Genomic DNA, 16,935 nt, shown 5'->3' with positions numbered 1-16,935 from the left:
CCTTTCTCGTTATGGCCTCTATAAATTGAGCAAAAACGCTGATAGGCTCTTAATCGATACGTATTATCTTCGTTTTTACTTACTGGAGCACACTATGCAGTCATATTTTCCTCATGCCAGTCGTTTAGTCTACGGCTGTATGGGCCTTGGAGGAGGCTGGAACGCGACACCGGTTAGTCGCGAAGATATCCTCAATGCTTATCATATTGTTGAAGAAGCGTTATCGCTAGGTATTACCGTGTTTGATCACGCCGACATTTACACGTTCAGTAAAGCTGAAGCCGCTTTTGGTGCTGTTCTTAAGCAATCGCCCCAATGGCGAGAAAAAATGGTTCTACAATCTAAATGTGCCATACGTTTTGAAGATGATTTAGGACCAAAGCGTTACGACTTTTCTGCAAAATGGATTAGTGATTCCGTAGACGGAATTCTGCAAAGATTGAATATAGAACAACTCGATATTTTATTGTTGCATCGCCCCGATCCGCTTATGGAACTTGAAGAAGTTACGCTCACGATAGAATCGCTTATGCAACAAGGTAAAATAGAGCACATTGGGGTGTCGAATATGCATGCCCATCAAATTGATTATCTACAATCAGCGCTTCAGTCGCCCGTCATTGTCAATCAACTTGAGATGAGCCTAGGGTTTCGCGACTGGATTGAAGACGGCATGACAACAAACAGTATTGCCAATAGGTCAATGGGGTATGCGCCTGGTACCCTTGAATACTGTATGAAAAATAATATTCAGCTGCAAGCATGGGGAAGCTTGGCTCAAGGAAAATATACTGGAGCCACGTCGCAAAACAGTACAGATGAAACTACTATAAAATTGGTACAAAAACTTGCGGGTGATTATGCAACTACACCTGAGGCGATTGTATTAGCATGGTTAATGCGTCATCCAGCTCACATTCAACCTGTGCTTGGCACCACCAATATTGAACGTTTGCGCGCTTGTCAAAAAGCAGAAGACATTACGCTTTCCAGAGAGCATTGGTATGCCCTTCTAGAAGCTGCGATGGGACAAGAGGTGCCGTAAGCACGCTTTTCATATCAGAACCAATTTTTAATGAGGAAATGTAGATGTTAAACGGATTCCATCATGTAGCGATAATTTGTAGTAACTACAAGATATCTAAAACATTTTATACCGATATATTAGGGTTTAGCATTATCGATGAGAATTACCGTTCTGAAAGAGACTCATATAAATGCGACTTGTCGTTACCAGACGGCAGTAGAATAGAGCTGTTCTCCTTCCCTGGCGCACCTCCTCGTATCTCAAACCCCGAAGCTCAGGGATTAAGGCACCTTGCCTTCAAGGTAGAAAATATTGATATCGTGGTCGCGACATTGGCAGATAATAACGTGGTGTGTGAAGATATTAGGATCGACCCTTATACCAATAAGCGGTTCACCTTTTTTCAAGACCCCGATGGGTTACCGCTTGAGCTTTACGAGCAATGAACGCTCGGTAAGTGCAGTGGCTTTCAACACACCATTGCGGTACAAAAAAAGCAGGCAAGGCCTGCTCTTTTATAGGGTGCGATTGCGATTAATATTCGCTTGCTTCAATCTCTTCCAACCGCTTTTGGGTTGGGTTTTTCAAATAGTTATAGGTAAGCCCAGCAAATAATATTGCGGCGAACACAGTGGCAACCATAAAGCCATATTTTGCGTCACCGCCATTGGCGTCACTCACTACGCCCATAATAAATGGTCCAGCCGCTGCACCTGCAGCAGTGAAAAATAATATGACACCGGCAACACTGCCATGTTGGTGTTTAGGAAAACAGCTTATTCCTTTTGAATTAAATGTAGGGTAAATCACGGACATAAATATACCCGTTAGCGGAAAGAGATATAGCGCGACCTGTTTGCCACCCCAAAGCCCAAGAGCAAAACACACAACAATGGCTCCACTAAATAACATAAGGACCAATGCCCAATTAAAATGAGACATCATCCAAATACCTACAAACCGCCCTGCTGCGCGCAAAATAAAGAATGCGGTGACCGAGTAGATAGCCAGCGTTTGTGTCACGCCCTCACTGTAACAGTCATACGTAGCACGAAGCGTCGTCGCATCGCACACTAAATAGCTAGGCATCCAAACATAAATAGCACTTTCAGCCGCAACATAAAGAAACGCGCCGACAGAAAAACCAAACGCGTAAGGGTTTTTAATTAACGCCAAGCTTTTTAGCAAGGATACCTTTTCAGCACTGGCGCCAGACTCTTTCGAATAAGTTGGATATTTTACAAAGAGTGCACCGACTATAAGTAATGTACAAACACCACCTGCTATCACGTACAACCACTGCCATGCCACCCCAATGTGTATAAGGTATGCAACAATAAGGGGGCCAATAATAGCACCAACACCAAAGAAAGCTTCGGCTCCGTTCATGGTAGACGTATGTTGTTTTGTTGATGTTGATATATCACCGATAAGCGCTAATGCGCCGGTTTTGAAGATACCAACCGCAACACCTGATAGCGTCATAAGACTGACGATAAGTATAAAGTCATTGGCAACCATAAAGCTGTAACAGGCCACGCCAAAAAGTGCCAAGCCAATGATAATGGTAGGCTTTCGTCCCAACTTATCAGCGAGAAACCCCAGAAACAGCCCAGAGAGGGCAATTCCAAGCATAGGTAACGAGTGCATTAAGCTTGCTTGAGCGTTGGTCACTGAAAAAGCGACCTTAACTTCTTTGATGATTTCACCTATCGAGTCTGATGTCATCGCAAACATCATAAACATAAGGTAGGTCAACCAACGTATTACTCTACTGTTTGGTTCTTGATTGGTCATAAATAGTCTCGGCATAAGTGCATATTGGCTAATTTCATACTGGTATTACTTAGGGCGAAACGAGTATTCGACTTAAGACTATAAATACAGATGAAAATAATTTTGATATTATTTGTAAAATAAACTTAATCGTTTAAGATAAAAGTTAACAGAATTTAAAATCTATGTAAACTTGTTATTTAATATCATAGAAAACGAGATACATGGCGACCCAACGTATTCCATACTGGAGTAAAACATGAACTACGCTGCAAACAGTAGCACTTGCCTTGAGCGCATCCTTAAAGACCTCGATATGGATGGCCTTACGAAAAGAGATGCGACTATTTTCACACGCAGGTTGCGTACGCATTTTAGTGCGCTTTTTGAAAAGTACACGCACGTATATGGTCACCAGTATGATTGCTATTTTCATTTACAAAAATTAGTTGAAATATTAAGAGATGGCGTACAAAAACGTAAGCCAGCCCTAAAAAGAATAGACGTCGAACGGACGAAAGACCCACTGTGGTATCGTGATGAAAGTCAGGTTGGTATGGCGTGTTATGTAGACTTAATGGGGCCAACCCTTAAGGACTTACATGACAAAATACCTTACTACCAAGCGTTAGGGGTTACGTATCTCCACTTAATGCCTCTATATGATGCGCCTAAAGGTGATAGCGATGGTGGCTATGCCGTATCAGATTATCGCAAGGTCAACCCGTCGTTAGGCACAATTAAAGATTTAGAATCACTCGCGACGGCATTGCAGAAAGCGGGCATCGATCTTGTGTTAGATTTTGTATTTAACCATACCTCTGACGAGCATGCGTGGGCCAAAGCAGCGCTTGCTGGTGACGAGCAATATCAAAATTACTACTACCTGTTTGATGATAGAAGCATACCTGATCAATATGAGCATACGTTAAGAGAAATCTTTCCACAGGTTCGTCGAGGAAGTTTTACTTACAACGAGCACATGGATAAATGGGTATGGACAACGTTTAACAGCTTTCAATGGGACTTAAACTACAGTAACCCAGAAGTGTTTAATGCCATTACTTCAGAAATGCTCTTTTTAGCCAATATCGGCTGCGCAGGTTTGCGCTTAGACGCGCTTGCTTTTATTTGGAAGGCAATGGGAACGAACTGTGAGAATCAAGATAATGCGCACGTATTGATTCAAGCCTTTAATACCTGCCTTCAAATCGCAGCGCCTTCTGTTGTATTCAAATCAGAAGCCATTGTGCATCCCGACGAGGTCGTTAAATACATCGGTAAAGACGAATGTCAGTTGTCATACAACCCGTTACTTATGGCGCTACTCTGGAACAGCTTAGCGACACGGAAAACACGGTTACTAACGCGCTCTATGCAAAAGAGTTTTTCGATATCACCAGATTGTGCATGGGTTAACTATGTCCGCTGCCATGACGATATTGGCTGGACATTTGACGATGCCGTCGCACAAGAACTCGGAATAAATGGCCACGATCATCGCTTCTTTTTAAATCAATTCTACACGGGGCGCTTTGATGGCAGTTTTGCATCTGGTGTGCCTTTTGCTGAAAACCCAGAAAATGGCGACTGTCGGGTATGCGGTTCATTAGCATCGCTGTGTGGCCTTGAAGGTGCGCTTAACGCTAACGATGAGAAAGGCATTGACGACGCGATTCAACGTATGCTTTTACTCTATGGTATTACGTTTAGTATTGGTGGTATTCCTTTGCTTTATTCTAGTGATGAATTAGCCAAATTGAATGACTACGATTACCTGAACGATCCCATTAAACTTCACGATGCACGCTGGGTGAACCGGATAGCGGTAACTAACAGCGATACCGAATTTGCATTATCTGCCGAGCGTTCTGCACTTACGTTGCAAGAGGATGCGAGTCTTCGAGTGTTCAGAGGCCTGCAGCACATGATCGATATTCGTAAAACACACGGGGTTTTCGGCAATGCACAAACCCATATTGAAGAAAGCGGTAACGACCACTGTTTTGCATACAGTAGAAAAAATAGTGATGGTGAAACAATGTTAGTGGTGTGCAACTTTAGCGAACATGCTCAGGTTGTCGACCGAGGGTTACTGAGCGATAGCAATTGGCGCGACTTGTTGACAGATGCTTCGCCTTCTATCAGTGACCATGGTCTTTTACTTCAACCATTTCAACAATTATGGTTAAGCCCAACACCATAACGCTATTAAGTGCTGTCGCATTAGCGATAATGTGACAGCATTTTTCTTTAAAAGTCGGTGTGTTAGACAGCATCTCGATTAATTAACGTTTTTTCATGTGCACACCCATCTTTACCTACTATACTTACGTATAAGGTTTGTGAATATATACTCACAAGATAATCACCGTGGTAATCCGGATTATTTTCAGAAATAGATAACGTTGTAAAAAGTGGCCACAGGACGTGGATAACAGTCAAAGGACAATAAATGAAGACAGATACGCCGTTAGAATATATGTGCCCACGATGTGGCTCAGTGAACGATTTTACCCTTCATCCCATCAAAGATATGTACAAAGAGCAGCATCCTTTTTGCCCTTGCTGTGGTGCGTCGCTAAGTTTAATCGCCGCCGACGGCGTTAACGGTAGTATAAACCTGATTGTCGATGAGCTTGAAAATGATGTAATTACAAAATAAAAAACCGCCTTTTGAGGCGGTTTTTTGTGTTTTAAATAAAACTAGCCAAAAAAGCTTCGTCTTAGTTCAACATCACTGAGAAACTTTCCGCCTAACGCAGAGGTTTTAGTATAAGAATTTGTATCTCTTATACCGCGAGCTTTTACGCAATAATGCGTAGCATTGATACTGACTGCAACATCTTCGGTATTCGCTAGCGTTTGAATAGCGATGAGTACTTGTTGCGTTAATCGCTCCTGCACCTGCGGCCGTTGGGCAAAAAAGCTCACGAGACGGTTAATTTTCGACAATCCGATGACGGTATCATTAGGGATGTACGATACGGTTGCAGTGCCATCAATAGTCACAAAGTGATGCTCGCACGTACTGGTTAACGAAATATCAGACACCTGTACAGGCTGATCTATCTGCATTTTGTTTTCAATTTGCGTGATCTTTGGAAACTTTCGGTAATCAAGCCCGCCGAAAATTTCATTCACATACATTTTTGCAATACGTTTAGGGGTATCGCATAAACTGTCGTCATTAAGGTCGAGACCAAGCGTTTGCATAACATCTCGCATCGAAGACTCGATCCTACTACGCTTTTGTTCATCGCTTAAGCCATTAGACACCATAGGCGTCTCAAGGCCTTTCGCCTCTAGTGCACTGCGAACAAGCTCTGCCGATTTTGAAATTGATGGGTCGAGTGCATCACGCACTACCACAGCTTCATTTGCTAACATTTAATGCTTCCGTCTGTACTTCTTTTTTGATCTTCTACGGTAATTACCGCATAAGAGATCTGTCTGACTTAAACTCGCGCTTATCTTATTACGTTACTAACGTAACTGGGTCTGTCACAATATCTATTAACAAGTGCGTATATCTACTGATATAAAAGGAGAACCCCTTTGTCTCACCCCGTTTTGATCACAGGCGCGAGCCAACGTTTGGGACTTGCGATGGCAAGAAGCCTATTAGACTCGTCGATTCCTATCGTTGTGACCTATCGTACGCACCGACCGTCTATTGATACGTTGAAACAACGTGGCGCAGTTGTAGTTCAGTGTGATTTTAGCACTGAGGCGGCTATTGATCGAGCAATTGATCAGATTAAGGCAATCAGTAAAACCTATCGAGCAGTTATTCATAACGCATCTGATTGGGCCCAAGAGAAGGGGTATGATGATAAAGATGCATTAATAGAACGTATGATGCGAATACATGCTTACACGCCGTATAGAATAAATTTGGCGCTTCAAGAAGCGTTAATGGATAGAGAAGGGCCTTCAGACATCATACATATGACCGACTACGTTCAAGAAACGGGAAGTGAAAAGCATATGGCCTATGCAGCGAGCAAGGCGGCCCTTCACAACCTCACCTTATCGTTTGCCAAAAAGTACGCACCTAAAGTGAAAGTAAACAGCATCGCTCCGGCGCTGTTGATGTTTAACGAAGATGATGACGAAAGTTACAAAGAAAAAGCAAAGAAGAAGTCGCTGCTAGAAACAGTGCCGGGGGCACAAGAGGCGGTAAAGGCTATGCATTACCTACTCGACAGTGATTATATAACCGGACAAACGTTGCATTTAAATGGTGGCAGGCATTTGAAATAAAAAAGCGAATGAAAAAATGTTCATTCGCTCGATTTTCGATACACCCTATTGGTTATTTTTTCTCACTGGGTACAGGCTGACCGTATTTTGGTGAGCGAGGTCCATATAAGAACCCGTTGTAGCTGTCCGCTGACAACAGACGGTTAGACGCGATTGCGGCGATATCAAAGCCTCTATCAGTGACCGTTTCAAATATTTGACTAACGGCTGCTTGTACAAGCATACCTACAAGCCCACCACTGTTAGCATTTTGCTGCTCGGCACTTGAGGCTGTTGCAGCGTCCGACCACAATACAGTTCCTGTCTCTAAATCAACCAACGAAGCAGATACCGTTACCCGTGTCTCACTTGATATTACCACGTAACTCGTACCGTAATCTTCAATGGTAACGTACAGCGCAGTATCAGCACCAAAAATTTCTTTTAGCTTTTGACCAGGCACTGCATGAACATCCTCTGCTACCGTTAGTCCATTATTATTGAACGTTTGGTTAACTACCGCCACAGGGAAAACATAAAATCCAGACTCCGCGATTGGCGCTGCCAATTGCGACATTACGCTGTAAGAGGCTAATACTTCGGGCGTATTATTTATCGGTGGCAATACAATGACTGACGTTGGGTTTGTTGTGCGAAAAGCCGTGTAGTCGTGTGCAGGCGGCATGCTCACACACCCTGACAACAATACAAGTGCAAATAACGTTGAAATCAATGATAAAAATTTCATTTTTATGCCCCCTTTGCAGAAGTTAGGAGGAAGTCAATGTAGTGTGTTGACTCAGGGAATAAGACTTTCTCTTGCTCGAAATGCTGCTCGCCCAGGCCTGGATTTCCCGTTTCAAAATAAAGCATACCTAAGTGCGCATGCACACCAGGTGCAATATTTTTACCATTTGCTTCTGCTAGCTCTACCGCAAGTTGTAAAACAGTAATTTGCTCCTCTAATGTGGTGTCCTCACCCTTAAAGTAGCTATAAACAGCAGTGTTATATTCGCCATAATAGTATAGTGGCTCAGTGGTTTTACAACCAACTATGCCAAGCGCTAATGCTAGTGTTATTATTATTTTCTTCATTATGTTAATCCCTTAAAACTGCCACGCACCTGATTCAATACCATCAACAAGTTTGTTTACTACTTCACGCACCGCTAAATCAAGCACCTTGCCATTTAATGTTGAATCGTAGCTTGCTGTGCTACCAAAGCCAATGACTTCTCTCTCAGAAAGGCTATATTCGCCAGCACCTGCCACTGAATACACTACCTCAGAGGTAGTAACATCAACGACGTTTAGCGTTACTTTAGCATAAGCTATTTGCGACTTACCTTTACCTAAAATACCAAAAAGCTGTTTATCACCAATCGCCTTTCGACCAAACTCTGTAACATCACCAGTTACGACAAAACGCGCACCGACAATGGTTTGACTAGTTCCAGCACGCTTGGCTTCGTCAGCGAGTAAATCTAGATTGTCTCGGTCAAGAACACTGAAGCGATTTGTCTGCTGTAAATGGCTCATCAGTGTTGTTTTAGCTTGGTTTCCTAGGCGGTCTTGCCCCGACGAAAAAATACCATTTTGAAAACTAGAACGGTTAACAAATTGGCCGACTACTAGTTTTTTCTTCTCACCCGTATATTGAGTGTTGTAGCTATTAACTGTAGGAGTTTCTACAACTTTAGATGATGTAGTCGCACAACCTGAGACACCACCGATAGCGAGTGCTAAGGCAATTACCTTTGCTGTGTTTTTATTGATTATTTTATTCACGTTAGTCCCTTTTCCAATGTGATTCAAAAGTTAAACAGTAACTCTGCGTTTATTTATATCATGTTTTTTATCGCATGAAATCAACATCGTATTTTTCTTTTTTATAAATATCGTAGCATTGACGATTTGTTACAACATCGTTATCGTTAGTGCACAAATACGCCTACAATCAATGGATTGATAACATGAACATCCGACGCTTTTTTGTTGCGTTTATCTGCCCCCTATTTTTTTGCTCGCTATCGCAGGCAGCCCTTCCCCCTCTTGACGAGGGTGAAGGGTATGTAATCATTGCTGCCTATGCGGATGGCTACGCAGAAAGTATTGTGTTGGAAGGAGAAGGTATGTTTAATACCCATACGTTCGGCCCTCTTAATAATGCGCAACTCATTGAAATAAAAAAACTCCCTGCCGGCAGGTATCAATGGACAGAAATTTCTGAAGAGAATGGTTCTTTAGCAAAAGGCAATAAACTTAAAATTGAATATAACGTTTCAGACGATAATTTATCTTTTACGGTCAAGCCTGGTGTAATCAACTACACAGGGTTACTTATGATAGAAAAATTAGGCAGTCGAATGCGAGTACGCCAATTAAACCGTGCGTCAATCATCCTCAAAATCCTCGAACAAGATCATGGCGAAGACATTCAAGGAATGACTATCGTTAATGGGCTTTACCCGAACGACCACTATATCGAATTTTATCAAGCAATGGCTGCTGAAAAGGGAGAACAATAATGCGTCATTTATCAACGCTAATGTCCGTTTTAGTCATGCTATATAGTCTATTTGCTCTGCCTCAAAGCCATGCGATTTCGACAGAGAGTAATAAAGAACAGCTCGCTCCGTTTTTCAAATCAGCAAAGTATAAACATTTCTCCATCAGCCCCTCGGGTAATCGCGTGGCCTATATCGCACCAAAGGCCAACACCTATGATTTGATTATTTACGAAGTGGCAACAGGAAAAACAAACGAACCCATCACCTTTACACGTCGTCAGACAGATGTAGGAACACAAAACGGTATCACCAGCTGGGAAGTGCATTTCAATAGAATCTACGACCTCCTTTGGTTGTCAGACGACTTTATCTCGTTGCAACAGCACTCAAATGGCAGATTTCATCGATATGTGCTCGTCGAGTTAGGCCCTACGGGCAGTGATGGCTCGCTACCTTATAGATTGTCTTATGTTTCGCAGCACGGCTATTGGGCCGACACACTTCCTCACGATAGAAACCATGCTGTTTTTGCCAAATATGAACAGCATGATGACTATGTGTTCTACACAGACCTATTCAAAATTGATCTACGGGAAAAGGTAAAAGACAGTACGTTCCGGAAAAAGTACAGGCTTAATAAGTCTGGCCCGAAACTTCATGATTGGATATTCGATAATAACGGCTGGAGAGTTGCGGGAACAAGAACCGTTGATCGCAGTACTGAACTTTATGCCCGTACAGGCAGTTCACCAAGAAAATATCGATACAAGTCAGTATGGACGGGTGACCGTGATGATAGTGTCAAAGTGGTAGGCTTTGATGCAGCCAGTAACGCTTTACTCGTTTTGACTAACCATAAAAGCGATAAGGTCAATCTAAGACGTTTTGATATTGAGAGCCAGCGTTTTACCGACACGGTCTTTGAACACCCTTCTTATGACCTTCGCTCTGCTATTTATGAGCCTGAAACAAAGAATATTATCGGTGTTTCTTTTCTTGAAAAAGGCATAACTAAACAACACTATTTTTCCGAAGATTATTCCCGTTTTGTCGAGCGCTTGTCTGCACAAACAGGTACAAATGGAATAAATGCCATCGCGATGGATGCCAACAGCAGAAACATCTTGTTTTTCGCAGATGATAGCGCTAATCCGGGTGAAGTTTTTATTTATCATCGTGAACGTGACGCTTTTAATAGCATCACTAGCTTATACCCTTGGCTTGCCGACAAAGGGCTACGAAAGACACAAACAATCAGTGTTAGTTTAGACAGTGGGCAAACATTAGAAGCATTCCTAACCTTACCTGATGTCAAGAACCCGCCTTTGGTTGTGATCCCTCACGGTGGTCCCATCGGCATAAGTGATTCCCGCCATTATTCTTCGAATATTCAGGTTCTAGTTAACGCCGGGTTTGCAACGCTTCAAGTGAACTACAGAGGCTCTCAAGGTTACGGCAAAGCATTTATGCGCCAAGGCATGCAGCAGTGGGGGCGGTTAATAGAAGATGACATTGAAGCCGCACTACAACATACGGTGAAAAACTTCTCGGTCGATCAGGACAACGTTTGCATTATAGGGGGGAGTTACGGGGGCTATTCGGCGCTTTATAGCATTATTCGCTCGCCGGAATTGTACAACTGTGCAGCGTCGTTCGCTGGCGTAACCGATTTGGCGCTTCAATTTCAACGCAGCGATGTTAAAGACGATGCAACAATGACATTACTGACTGAAATCATTGGCGACCCCGTGTCTCAACAGGCGCTATTGTTTGAATATTCGCCGTTATATCAACATGAACAAATTACCAAGCCCGTGTTTTTAGCCCATGGAACCGATGATGTCATTGTCGACATTGAACATGCTTATAGGCTTCATTTTGCGCTTCAAAGTAAAGGCATAGAACACGAGTGGAAGGTGATGGACAATGTAGGCCATGGCTTTGATTACACATCAGATGCAGCAGACTACTACTTCGACCTCATTCAGTTTCTGAATAAGCATCTACGTAATGATGCAACCAGTACAATAGAGCCTTCAAAAACAGCAGAGTAATTTTCTAAAATATACTCTCGTTGAGAATGACCTACCTATAAAATTCGCTAAATCTATTGGTGAGCGCCCCGGCGCTCGCTATAATTAGCCTTTCAAAAACCTATTGAGAACCCTTATGCAAAGCAATCGTACAATGGCGCCCGAGTGGACACCGATTGATGCTGTGATGCTAGCGTGGCCACACGCTTCGACAGACTGGGCTCCATGGCTAGAGGAGGCGCGAAATGCTTACCTTTCAGTCATTGAGGCAGTCAATAAAAATAATGCCGGCGTTATTCTATTGTGTGCGCCTGACGATGTCGTAGGCCTTCAGAAATTGCTTTCACCCGACGCACGAGTTTTGATCATTCCCGCATCGTTCAACGATACGTGGATGCGAGATTATGGTTTTATCACCTGTACTGATGCTGACGGAAATGGGTCACCCGTTGAGTTTAGATTCAATGGATGGGGTGAAAAATTCGATGCCTCTGAAGATAATCTGGCCAATCAACGCCACCTTGCCTCGTTATGTAAGGCGGTTATGCGAAGCAGCCCAATTGTTGCTGAAGGTGGTGCATTAGAAATTGATGAGACTGGACATTTACTCAGTACACAACAATGTCTATTAAACCCGAAAAGAAACGGGAACATGCGTATAGAAGATTATCAAGCTGTGTTTCAAGAAATGCTGGGTTGTAAGCAGTTTACCGTGCTCAGTAATGGGCATTTAGAAGGCGACGACACTGATGGGCACGTTGATACCCTGGTTCGATTCACGCCACACAAAGGGCTCGTTATTCAAGCAGCATTTAACCGCCCCGAAGACAGCCATTTCAATGGGCTAAAAGCGTTATGTGATGAATGCGGCTCGGCGTTGCCAGAACATAGGCAACATACGCTTCCTTTACCTCATATCGTCAATGATGACGGAGATAGGCTACCTGCCTCTTATGCGAACTATCTCATTTGCAACAATGCTATTTTGCTCCCCATTTATGGTGAGCCAGAAGACAATGAAGCAATTCAAGTGATACAGGATGCCCACCCCAATTACGAGGTTTATCCTATTGATTGTTCGGTACTGGTAAAACAGTATGGCAGTTTGCATTGTATTTCTATGCAAGTACCCATAAATACACTTAAAGACTCAGTCGTTAATGCCCTCAACCAAGGAGTGTCGATTCATGCGCCCGAATAAGGTCAAAGTTGGTGTAATACAACAAGCTGTTGCTGGTAATGATAAAGCCACAAACTGGCAACGAAGCGCAGAACAAATCGAAACGTTAGCTAATCAAGGCTGCGAATGTATCTTATTACAAGAACTGCACAGCACATTATATTTCTGCCAACAAGAAGATACCGACGCGTTTGACTTAGCCGAGCCTATCCCAGGCCCCGCCACTGCGTTCTTCGGTGATTTGGCACAAAAGCACAATATTGTATTGGTCACGTCGCTATTCGAAAAACGGGGCTCAGGCCTTTATCATAATACGGCGGTGGTTTTCGACAGAAGTGCCGACATTGCTGGTAAATATCGCAAAATGCATATTCCTGATGATCCGGGTTTTTATGAGAAGTTCTACTTTACGCCGGGTGACATGGGCTTCACTCCTATCGAAACCAGTATTGGTAAACTTGGTGTGCTTGTGTGCTGGGATCAATGGTATCCAGAAGCCGCTCGCTTAATGGCAATGGCTGGTGCAGATATTCTCTTTTATCCAACGGCAATTGGTTGGGATATCACTGACGATAAGGAAGAACAAAGCCGACAACACGGTGCATGGGAAACGATTCAACGTGCTCACGCAGTGGCTAACTCTGTTCCAGTTATCGTTGCTAACCGTACTGGTTTCGAAGCCTCCCCGGTTGACGGAGACCCTGGCATTCAATTTTGGGGGCAAAGCTTTGTTGCAGGGCCTCAAGGCGAGATCCTCGCCAAAGCAGAAGCCAATGAAGAAGCAGCATTAATTGTTGATTTGGATATGTCTCGTACTGAAAAAGTTAAGCGTATCTGGCCATACTTTAGGGACCGTCGCATCGACGCCTACGAGGACTTAACAAAGCGCTGGCGCGATTAAAAGCCTCCGCAATAAAAAAGCAGCATGGCGCTGCTTTTTTTGTGCGCCTATGCCTTAAAAATAATCGTGTCGTACATTAAGAAGTGCGTTCGCCGCGAATAGGGAAGTAACTGCTTCATAACGTCATCATTAACATCAAGGCCACCAGTAAATTGCCCAAACGCGGGCATAACAAATACGTCATCAGTAAACACAAAACACTTGCCACTGTAACGGCGATGCGCAATTTGCGTTCTCATTTTAGGGTGATAGTGGCCTATAATTTGGTGGCGTTGTTCACGCTTTTGAGGCTCGTGACGAAACACCATATTATCAAGCACAATTTCATAGCAGGCTTCACCGGGAATACCCTCAGGCAGTTGTGGATCATGATTTCCTTCAATCCACTTCCAATTGCTGACGGTGTTTACCAATTCGCAGAGCCTGTGTTTATCGTTATCATTCATTCTCGACATGCTCTGTCGGTCATGAAAGCTGTCACCTAAGCTAATGACCGTTTCAGGGCGATAGTCATCAAGAATTCTCGATAATCGTTCAAGCGTTGCTCGTGAATCTAGGTTTGGAAGCGGGTTTGCAAAGCTACTTAAATAGCTACCCTTTTCCAGATGAAGATCGGATACGATGAGCCAATCAAGTGCGGGCAAATACGCTACTCCACGCGCATCTAGAATCCATAGGTGTCTCGAAAACTTAGTAATAGCAAGCGTTCTGGCTTTAACACGCTGCGTTAACCAGTGGTCGGTAATACTCATCGTCACTGCACCACTATTGTTGTACCGCGAGTAAGGCGCGCACTTCGTTTAACATAGTTTCAGCCTCGGCATAAAGGTCGGCTTGTTCAATAATCGCCTGCGCACCCGCGCCCTTTACCTGTTCGCTTCGTACGTTTAAAACAATTGGGATCGCCATCGGCGATACTTTTTCCAAATTCACTAATGTCGCTTTATCAACATACCTAATGAGTAGGTTTGCTAGACGTCGTAAATCAAGCAACTCACGCTCTGCATCAGCCCTTGCCACTTTTAATAGTACATGGTCGGGGTCATGTTCTCGTAAAGTGTCGTAAATTAAATCTGTGGAGAATGTCACCTGTTTCATGGTCTTTGTGCTGGCATGGTAGCGTTGCTCGGTGAGCCCACTTACCACTGCCACCTGCCTAAAAGAGCGCTTTAACATAGGTGCTTGCAGCATCCAATCCTCTAGTTCATCGCCTAAGATATCAGGCTGAAATAAGCGCTGAAGTTGCTCGTTTGTCACAGGGTTGATAGCACTTATCGAGAGACCATAATCGGTAACACTAAAACTTAACGGCTTTACTCCCATTTTCTCCATGCGGCGTGTCAGTAACATGCCAAGCGTTTGATTCGCTTTCCTACCATCAAACGTGTAAAAAAGCGTATAGTACGCCTGTCTAAATGGAAATTGTTCTACCAATACATTGCCAGGCTGAGGCAAGGCAGAAAATGCCTTCTGTAAACCTAACCACTCTTGTACTTGTTTCGGCAGTGCTCGCCATGAGTGAGGGGTAGACAGTATGTTTTTTACACCCTCGGCTAAAAATGTCGACAGCGGCATTTGGCCACCTGCGTAGCTGGGAATTTTGGGCTCTTTCGCCTTTGCCGGTCTCGCGTGCAATTGCATATCACGAATAGCCTCATACTTTAGCACCTCGCCAGCAAAGTAAAACGTGTCTCCTGGCGTAAGTTGCTGGGCAAAATACTCCTCAACTTCACCAATGATCTTCCCCTGATTTCCACGACGAATACGTTTTACCTTTAATCGGCCGGCCTCTACGATAGTCCCGATATTTTGCCTATGTCGTTGAATAACCCGTCGATTAGCAGGAGAAAACGTACCGTCTTCATTTTCGACGAGCCGTTGATACCGCTCATACGCATTCAAGGCACTGCCACCATCTACGGTAAATTGCCAAAGCTTGTCGAAATCATCTTTATCAAGGCTCTGATAAGGCGCTGCAGCCAAACATTGGTGATAGAGCGCTTCGGGCTTTTCAGGCTGGCTACACAAGCAATTCAAAATAAACTGAGGGATAATATCAAGCGCACCAGGCTGCGGTGCATCACCATCAAGCTCTCCTCTATTTATTGCGTCAATAGCAGCCTGACACTCAAGCGCTTCAAAACGATTTGCTGGAACAAGTAAGGCTTCACTCGGCTCATCCAATCTGTGATTTGCTCGCCCAATTCGTTGCAACAATCTACTCACACCTTTTGGTGCGCCAACTTGGATAACCTTATCTACATCCCCCCAATCGATACCGAGTTCAAGCGCTGAGGTACACACTACTGCTCTTAGCATGCCGCTTGCCATCATACTCTCGGTTTTACGCCGCTGCTCTTTACTCAAACTGCCATGATATAAGGCGATGGGCAGCCCAGATTTGTTCACTTCCCATAGCATTTGAAACAGTAATTCGGATTGCGCGCGAGTATTGACGAATACCAATGTAGTTTTTGCAGCTTCGATAGCTACATAGATATCGTCAATGGCATAGCGCGCCATAAAGCCCCCAAACGGCATACGAGAAGCCGAGTGAAGCATCGTGACGTTAGGCTTTTCTCCTGCATTGACCTTAATAATATGGGCCTGAGTGTCGCTTCCTGCCAGCCATGCTCCTAGTGTTTCAGGAAAGGCAACCGTGGCAGACAGCCCAATACGCTGCATGCTGGGCGACAGTGTCGACAGACGAGCTAGTGCAAGAGACAAAAAATCGCCTCGTTTGTTCGATATTAAGCTGTGTGTTTCGTCAATAATGATGCGCTTTAATTTTCCAAACAACGTGTCTGCATCGGCGTAGCTCAACATGAGCATGAGTGATTCAGGGGTCGTAAGCAGAATATGCGGTGGCTTTTTGCGTTGGCGTTGGCGTTTGTGGGAAGGGGTATCGCCCGTGCGTGTCTCTGCGGTGATGGCTAATCCCATTTCTTCTATTGGCAGCAATAAGTTGCGATGTATATCTTGCGTGAGTGCTTTTAGTGGCGAAATGTACAGGGTATGCAGCCCTTTAAACCCTCCGCTTTCACAACCAGTTTCATGAAGCTCTACCAAGCTAGGCAAAAAGCCTGACAAGGTTTTACCTGCCCCTGTAGGCGCAATTAACAAGGTGGTATTGTGCTGGTCTTTTTCGCTCAGCATCTGTTTTTGATAATCACGAAGCTGCCACTGCTTACGCGCAAACCATACAGAAAAAATATCAGGAAGTATTGCTGCCGACGACGCCATAAAGAAAAGTGTTGTTACTC

At 43.9% G+C, this 16,935-nt stretch carries 16 protein-coding genes; 9 read left to right on the top strand and 7 right to left on the bottom strand.

Annotated features, from left to right (window positions below; all coding sequences use genetic code 11):
• The first annotated feature begins 94 nt into the window (after window positions 1-94).
• Window positions 95-1,045: an aldo/keto reductase gene (locus AC27EZ_RS10335; protein ID WP_487135252.1), complete on the top strand. Its 951-nt coding sequence runs from the start codon at window positions 95-97 to the stop codon at window positions 1,043-1,045.
• A 44-nt stretch (window positions 1,046-1,089) separates the two neighbouring features.
• Window positions 1,090-1,473 (top strand): SMU1112c/YaeR family gloxylase I-like metalloprotein, encoded by a 384-nt coding sequence (gene gloA2, locus AC27EZ_RS10330; RefSeq protein WP_487135251.1) that lies wholly within the window; start codon window positions 1,090-1,092, stop codon window positions 1,471-1,473.
• Window positions 1,474-1,561: 88 nt separating this feature from the next.
• On the opposite strand, the gene AC27EZ_RS10325 is transcribed toward gloA2, so the two are convergent.
• Entirely contained in the window at window positions 1,562-2,773 is a 1,212-nt protein-coding gene (locus AC27EZ_RS10325; RefSeq protein WP_487135284.1) for an MFS transporter, read from the bottom strand.
• A gap of 289 nt (window positions 2,774-3,062) precedes the next feature.
• Between AC27EZ_RS10325 and AC27EZ_RS10320 the strand changes: the two genes are divergently transcribed.
• Window positions 3,063-5,009, top strand: a complete 1,947-nt coding sequence (locus AC27EZ_RS10320) for an alpha-amylase family glycosyl hydrolase (RefSeq protein ID WP_487135250.1) — start codon at window positions 3,063-3,065, stop codon at window positions 5,007-5,009.
• A gap of 249 nt (window positions 5,010-5,258) precedes the next feature.
• Window positions 5,259-5,468, top strand: coding sequence for a hypothetical protein (locus AC27EZ_RS10315; RefSeq protein WP_487135249.1), 210 nt, complete (start codon window positions 5,259-5,261; stop codon window positions 5,466-5,468).
• Between the two features lie 41 nt (window positions 5,469-5,509).
• Here AC27EZ_RS10315 and folE read toward each other — a convergent pair whose 3' ends face one another.
• On the bottom strand, window positions 5,510-6,193 hold the full coding sequence (gene folE, locus AC27EZ_RS10310) for a GTP cyclohydrolase I FolE (RefSeq protein WP_487135248.1): 684 nt from the start codon (window positions 6,191-6,193) through the stop codon (window positions 5,510-5,512).
• 168 nt (window positions 6,194-6,361) lie between these two features.
• Here folE and folM point away from each other — a divergent pair, with 168 nt between their 5' ends.
• On the top strand, window positions 6,362-7,069 hold the full coding sequence (gene folM / locus AC27EZ_RS10305) for a dihydromonapterin reductase (RefSeq protein ID WP_487135247.1): 708 nt from the start codon (window positions 6,362-6,364) through the stop codon (window positions 7,067-7,069).
• Window positions 7,070-7,121: 52 nt separating this feature from the next.
• Here the strand turns inward: folM and AC27EZ_RS10300 are convergent, their stop codons facing one another.
• The 3 genes from AC27EZ_RS10300 to AC27EZ_RS10290 are packed head-to-tail and all read right to left on the bottom strand — an operon-like array spanning window position 7,122 to window position 8,824.
• On the bottom strand, window positions 7,122-7,796 hold the full coding sequence (locus tag AC27EZ_RS10300; protein ID WP_487135246.1) for a DUF799 domain-containing protein: 675 nt from the start codon (window positions 7,794-7,796) through the stop codon (window positions 7,122-7,124).
• Between the two features lie 2 nt (window positions 7,797-7,798).
• On the bottom strand, window positions 7,799-8,143 hold the full coding sequence (locus AC27EZ_RS10295; protein ID WP_487135245.1) for a DUF4810 domain-containing protein: 345 nt from the start codon (window positions 8,141-8,143) through the stop codon (window positions 7,799-7,801).
• Between the two features lie 12 nt (window positions 8,144-8,155).
• Window positions 8,156-8,824, bottom strand: coding sequence for a CsgG/HfaB family protein (locus AC27EZ_RS10290; RefSeq protein WP_487135283.1), 669 nt, complete (start codon window positions 8,822-8,824; stop codon window positions 8,156-8,158).
• 197 nt (window positions 8,825-9,021) lie between these two features.
• On the opposite strand from AC27EZ_RS10290, the gene AC27EZ_RS10285 reads away from it, so the two are divergent.
• From AC27EZ_RS10285 to AC27EZ_RS10270, 4 genes are all read left to right on the top strand, one after another.
• A complete protein-coding gene (locus AC27EZ_RS10285; RefSeq protein WP_487135244.1) occupies window positions 9,022-9,576 on the top strand; it encodes a hypothetical protein in 555 nt (184 codons plus the stop codon).
• A complete protein-coding gene (locus tag AC27EZ_RS10280) occupies window positions 9,576-11,612 on the top strand; it encodes an alpha/beta hydrolase family protein (protein WP_487135243.1) in 2,037 nt (678 codons plus the stop codon). Before AC27EZ_RS10285 ends, AC27EZ_RS10280 begins: the two co-directional genes overlap by 1 nt.
• 115 nt (window positions 11,613-11,727) lie before the next feature.
• The gene (locus AC27EZ_RS10275; RefSeq protein ID WP_487135242.1) at window positions 11,728-12,792 is read left to right on the top strand and encodes an agmatine deiminase family protein; all 1,065 of its coding nucleotides are present in this window, start codon (window positions 11,728-11,730) and stop codon (window positions 12,790-12,792) included.
• Entirely contained in the window at window positions 12,779-13,672 is an 894-nt protein-coding gene (locus AC27EZ_RS10270) for a carbon-nitrogen hydrolase (protein WP_487135241.1), read from the top strand. Before AC27EZ_RS10275 ends, AC27EZ_RS10270 begins: the two co-directional genes overlap by 14 nt.
• Window positions 13,673-13,719: 47 nt before the next feature.
• Here AC27EZ_RS10270 and pdeM read toward each other — a convergent pair whose 3' ends face one another.
• Window positions 13,720-14,424, bottom strand: coding sequence for a ligase-associated DNA damage response endonuclease PdeM (pdeM, locus tag AC27EZ_RS10265; protein ID WP_487135240.1), 705 nt, complete (start codon window positions 14,422-14,424; stop codon window positions 13,720-13,722).
• Between the two features lie 13 nt (window positions 14,425-14,437).
• Window positions 14,438-16,915, bottom strand: coding sequence for a ligase-associated DNA damage response DEXH box helicase (locus AC27EZ_RS10260; protein ID WP_487135239.1), 2,478 nt, complete (start codon window positions 16,913-16,915; stop codon window positions 14,438-14,440).
• Between the last annotated feature and the right edge of the window lie 20 nt (window positions 16,916-16,935).

It is taken from the genome of Alteromonas sp. 4NH20-0056, assembly GCF_057539655.1.
The sequence above is the reverse complement of the archived record's forward strand: the minus strand, read 5'-3'. Positions and strand labels throughout refer to the sequence as shown.

Coding starts and splice junctions, on each gene's coding strand:
- AC27EZ_RS10335 (WP_487135252.1), top strand. CDS start 95: ATGCAGTCATATTTTCCTCATGCCAGTCGTTTAGTCTACGGCTGTATG.
- gloA2 (WP_487135251.1), top strand. CDS start 1,090: ATGTTAAACGGATTCCATCATGTAGCGATAATTTGTAGTAACTACAAG.
- AC27EZ_RS10325 (WP_487135284.1), bottom strand. CDS start 2,773: ATGTTTATGATGTTTGCGATGACATCAGACTCGATAGGTGAAATCATC.
- AC27EZ_RS10320 (WP_487135250.1), top strand. CDS start 3,063: ATGAACTACGCTGCAAACAGTAGCACTTGCCTTGAGCGCATCCTTAAA.
- AC27EZ_RS10315 (WP_487135249.1), top strand. CDS start 5,259: ATGAAGACAGATACGCCGTTAGAATATATGTGCCCACGATGTGGCTCA.
- folE (WP_487135248.1), bottom strand. CDS start 6,193: ATGTTAGCAAATGAAGCTGTGGTAGTGCGTGATGCACTCGACCCATCA.
- AC27EZ_RS10300 (WP_487135246.1), bottom strand. CDS start 7,796: ATGAAATTTTTATCATTGATTTCAACGTTATTTGCACTTGTATTGTTG.
- AC27EZ_RS10295 (WP_487135245.1), bottom strand. CDS start 8,143: ATGAAGAAAATAATAATAACACTAGCATTAGCGCTTGGCATAGTTGGT.
- AC27EZ_RS10285 (WP_487135244.1), top strand. CDS start 9,022: ATGAACATCCGACGCTTTTTTGTTGCGTTTATCTGCCCCCTATTTTTT.
- AC27EZ_RS10280 (WP_487135243.1), top strand. CDS start 9,576: ATGCGTCATTTATCAACGCTAATGTCCGTTTTAGTCATGCTATATAGT.
- AC27EZ_RS10275 (WP_487135242.1), top strand. CDS start 11,728: ATGCAAAGCAATCGTACAATGGCGCCCGAGTGGACACCGATTGATGCT.
- AC27EZ_RS10270 (WP_487135241.1), top strand. CDS start 12,779: ATGCGCCCGAATAAGGTCAAAGTTGGTGTAATACAACAAGCTGTTGCT.
- pdeM (WP_487135240.1), bottom strand. CDS start 14,424: ATGAGTATTACCGACCACTGGTTAACGCAGCGTGTTAAAGCCAGAACG.
- AC27EZ_RS10260 (WP_487135239.1), bottom strand. CDS start 16,915: ATGGCGTCGTCGGCAGCAATACTTCCTGATATTTTTTCTGTATGGTTT.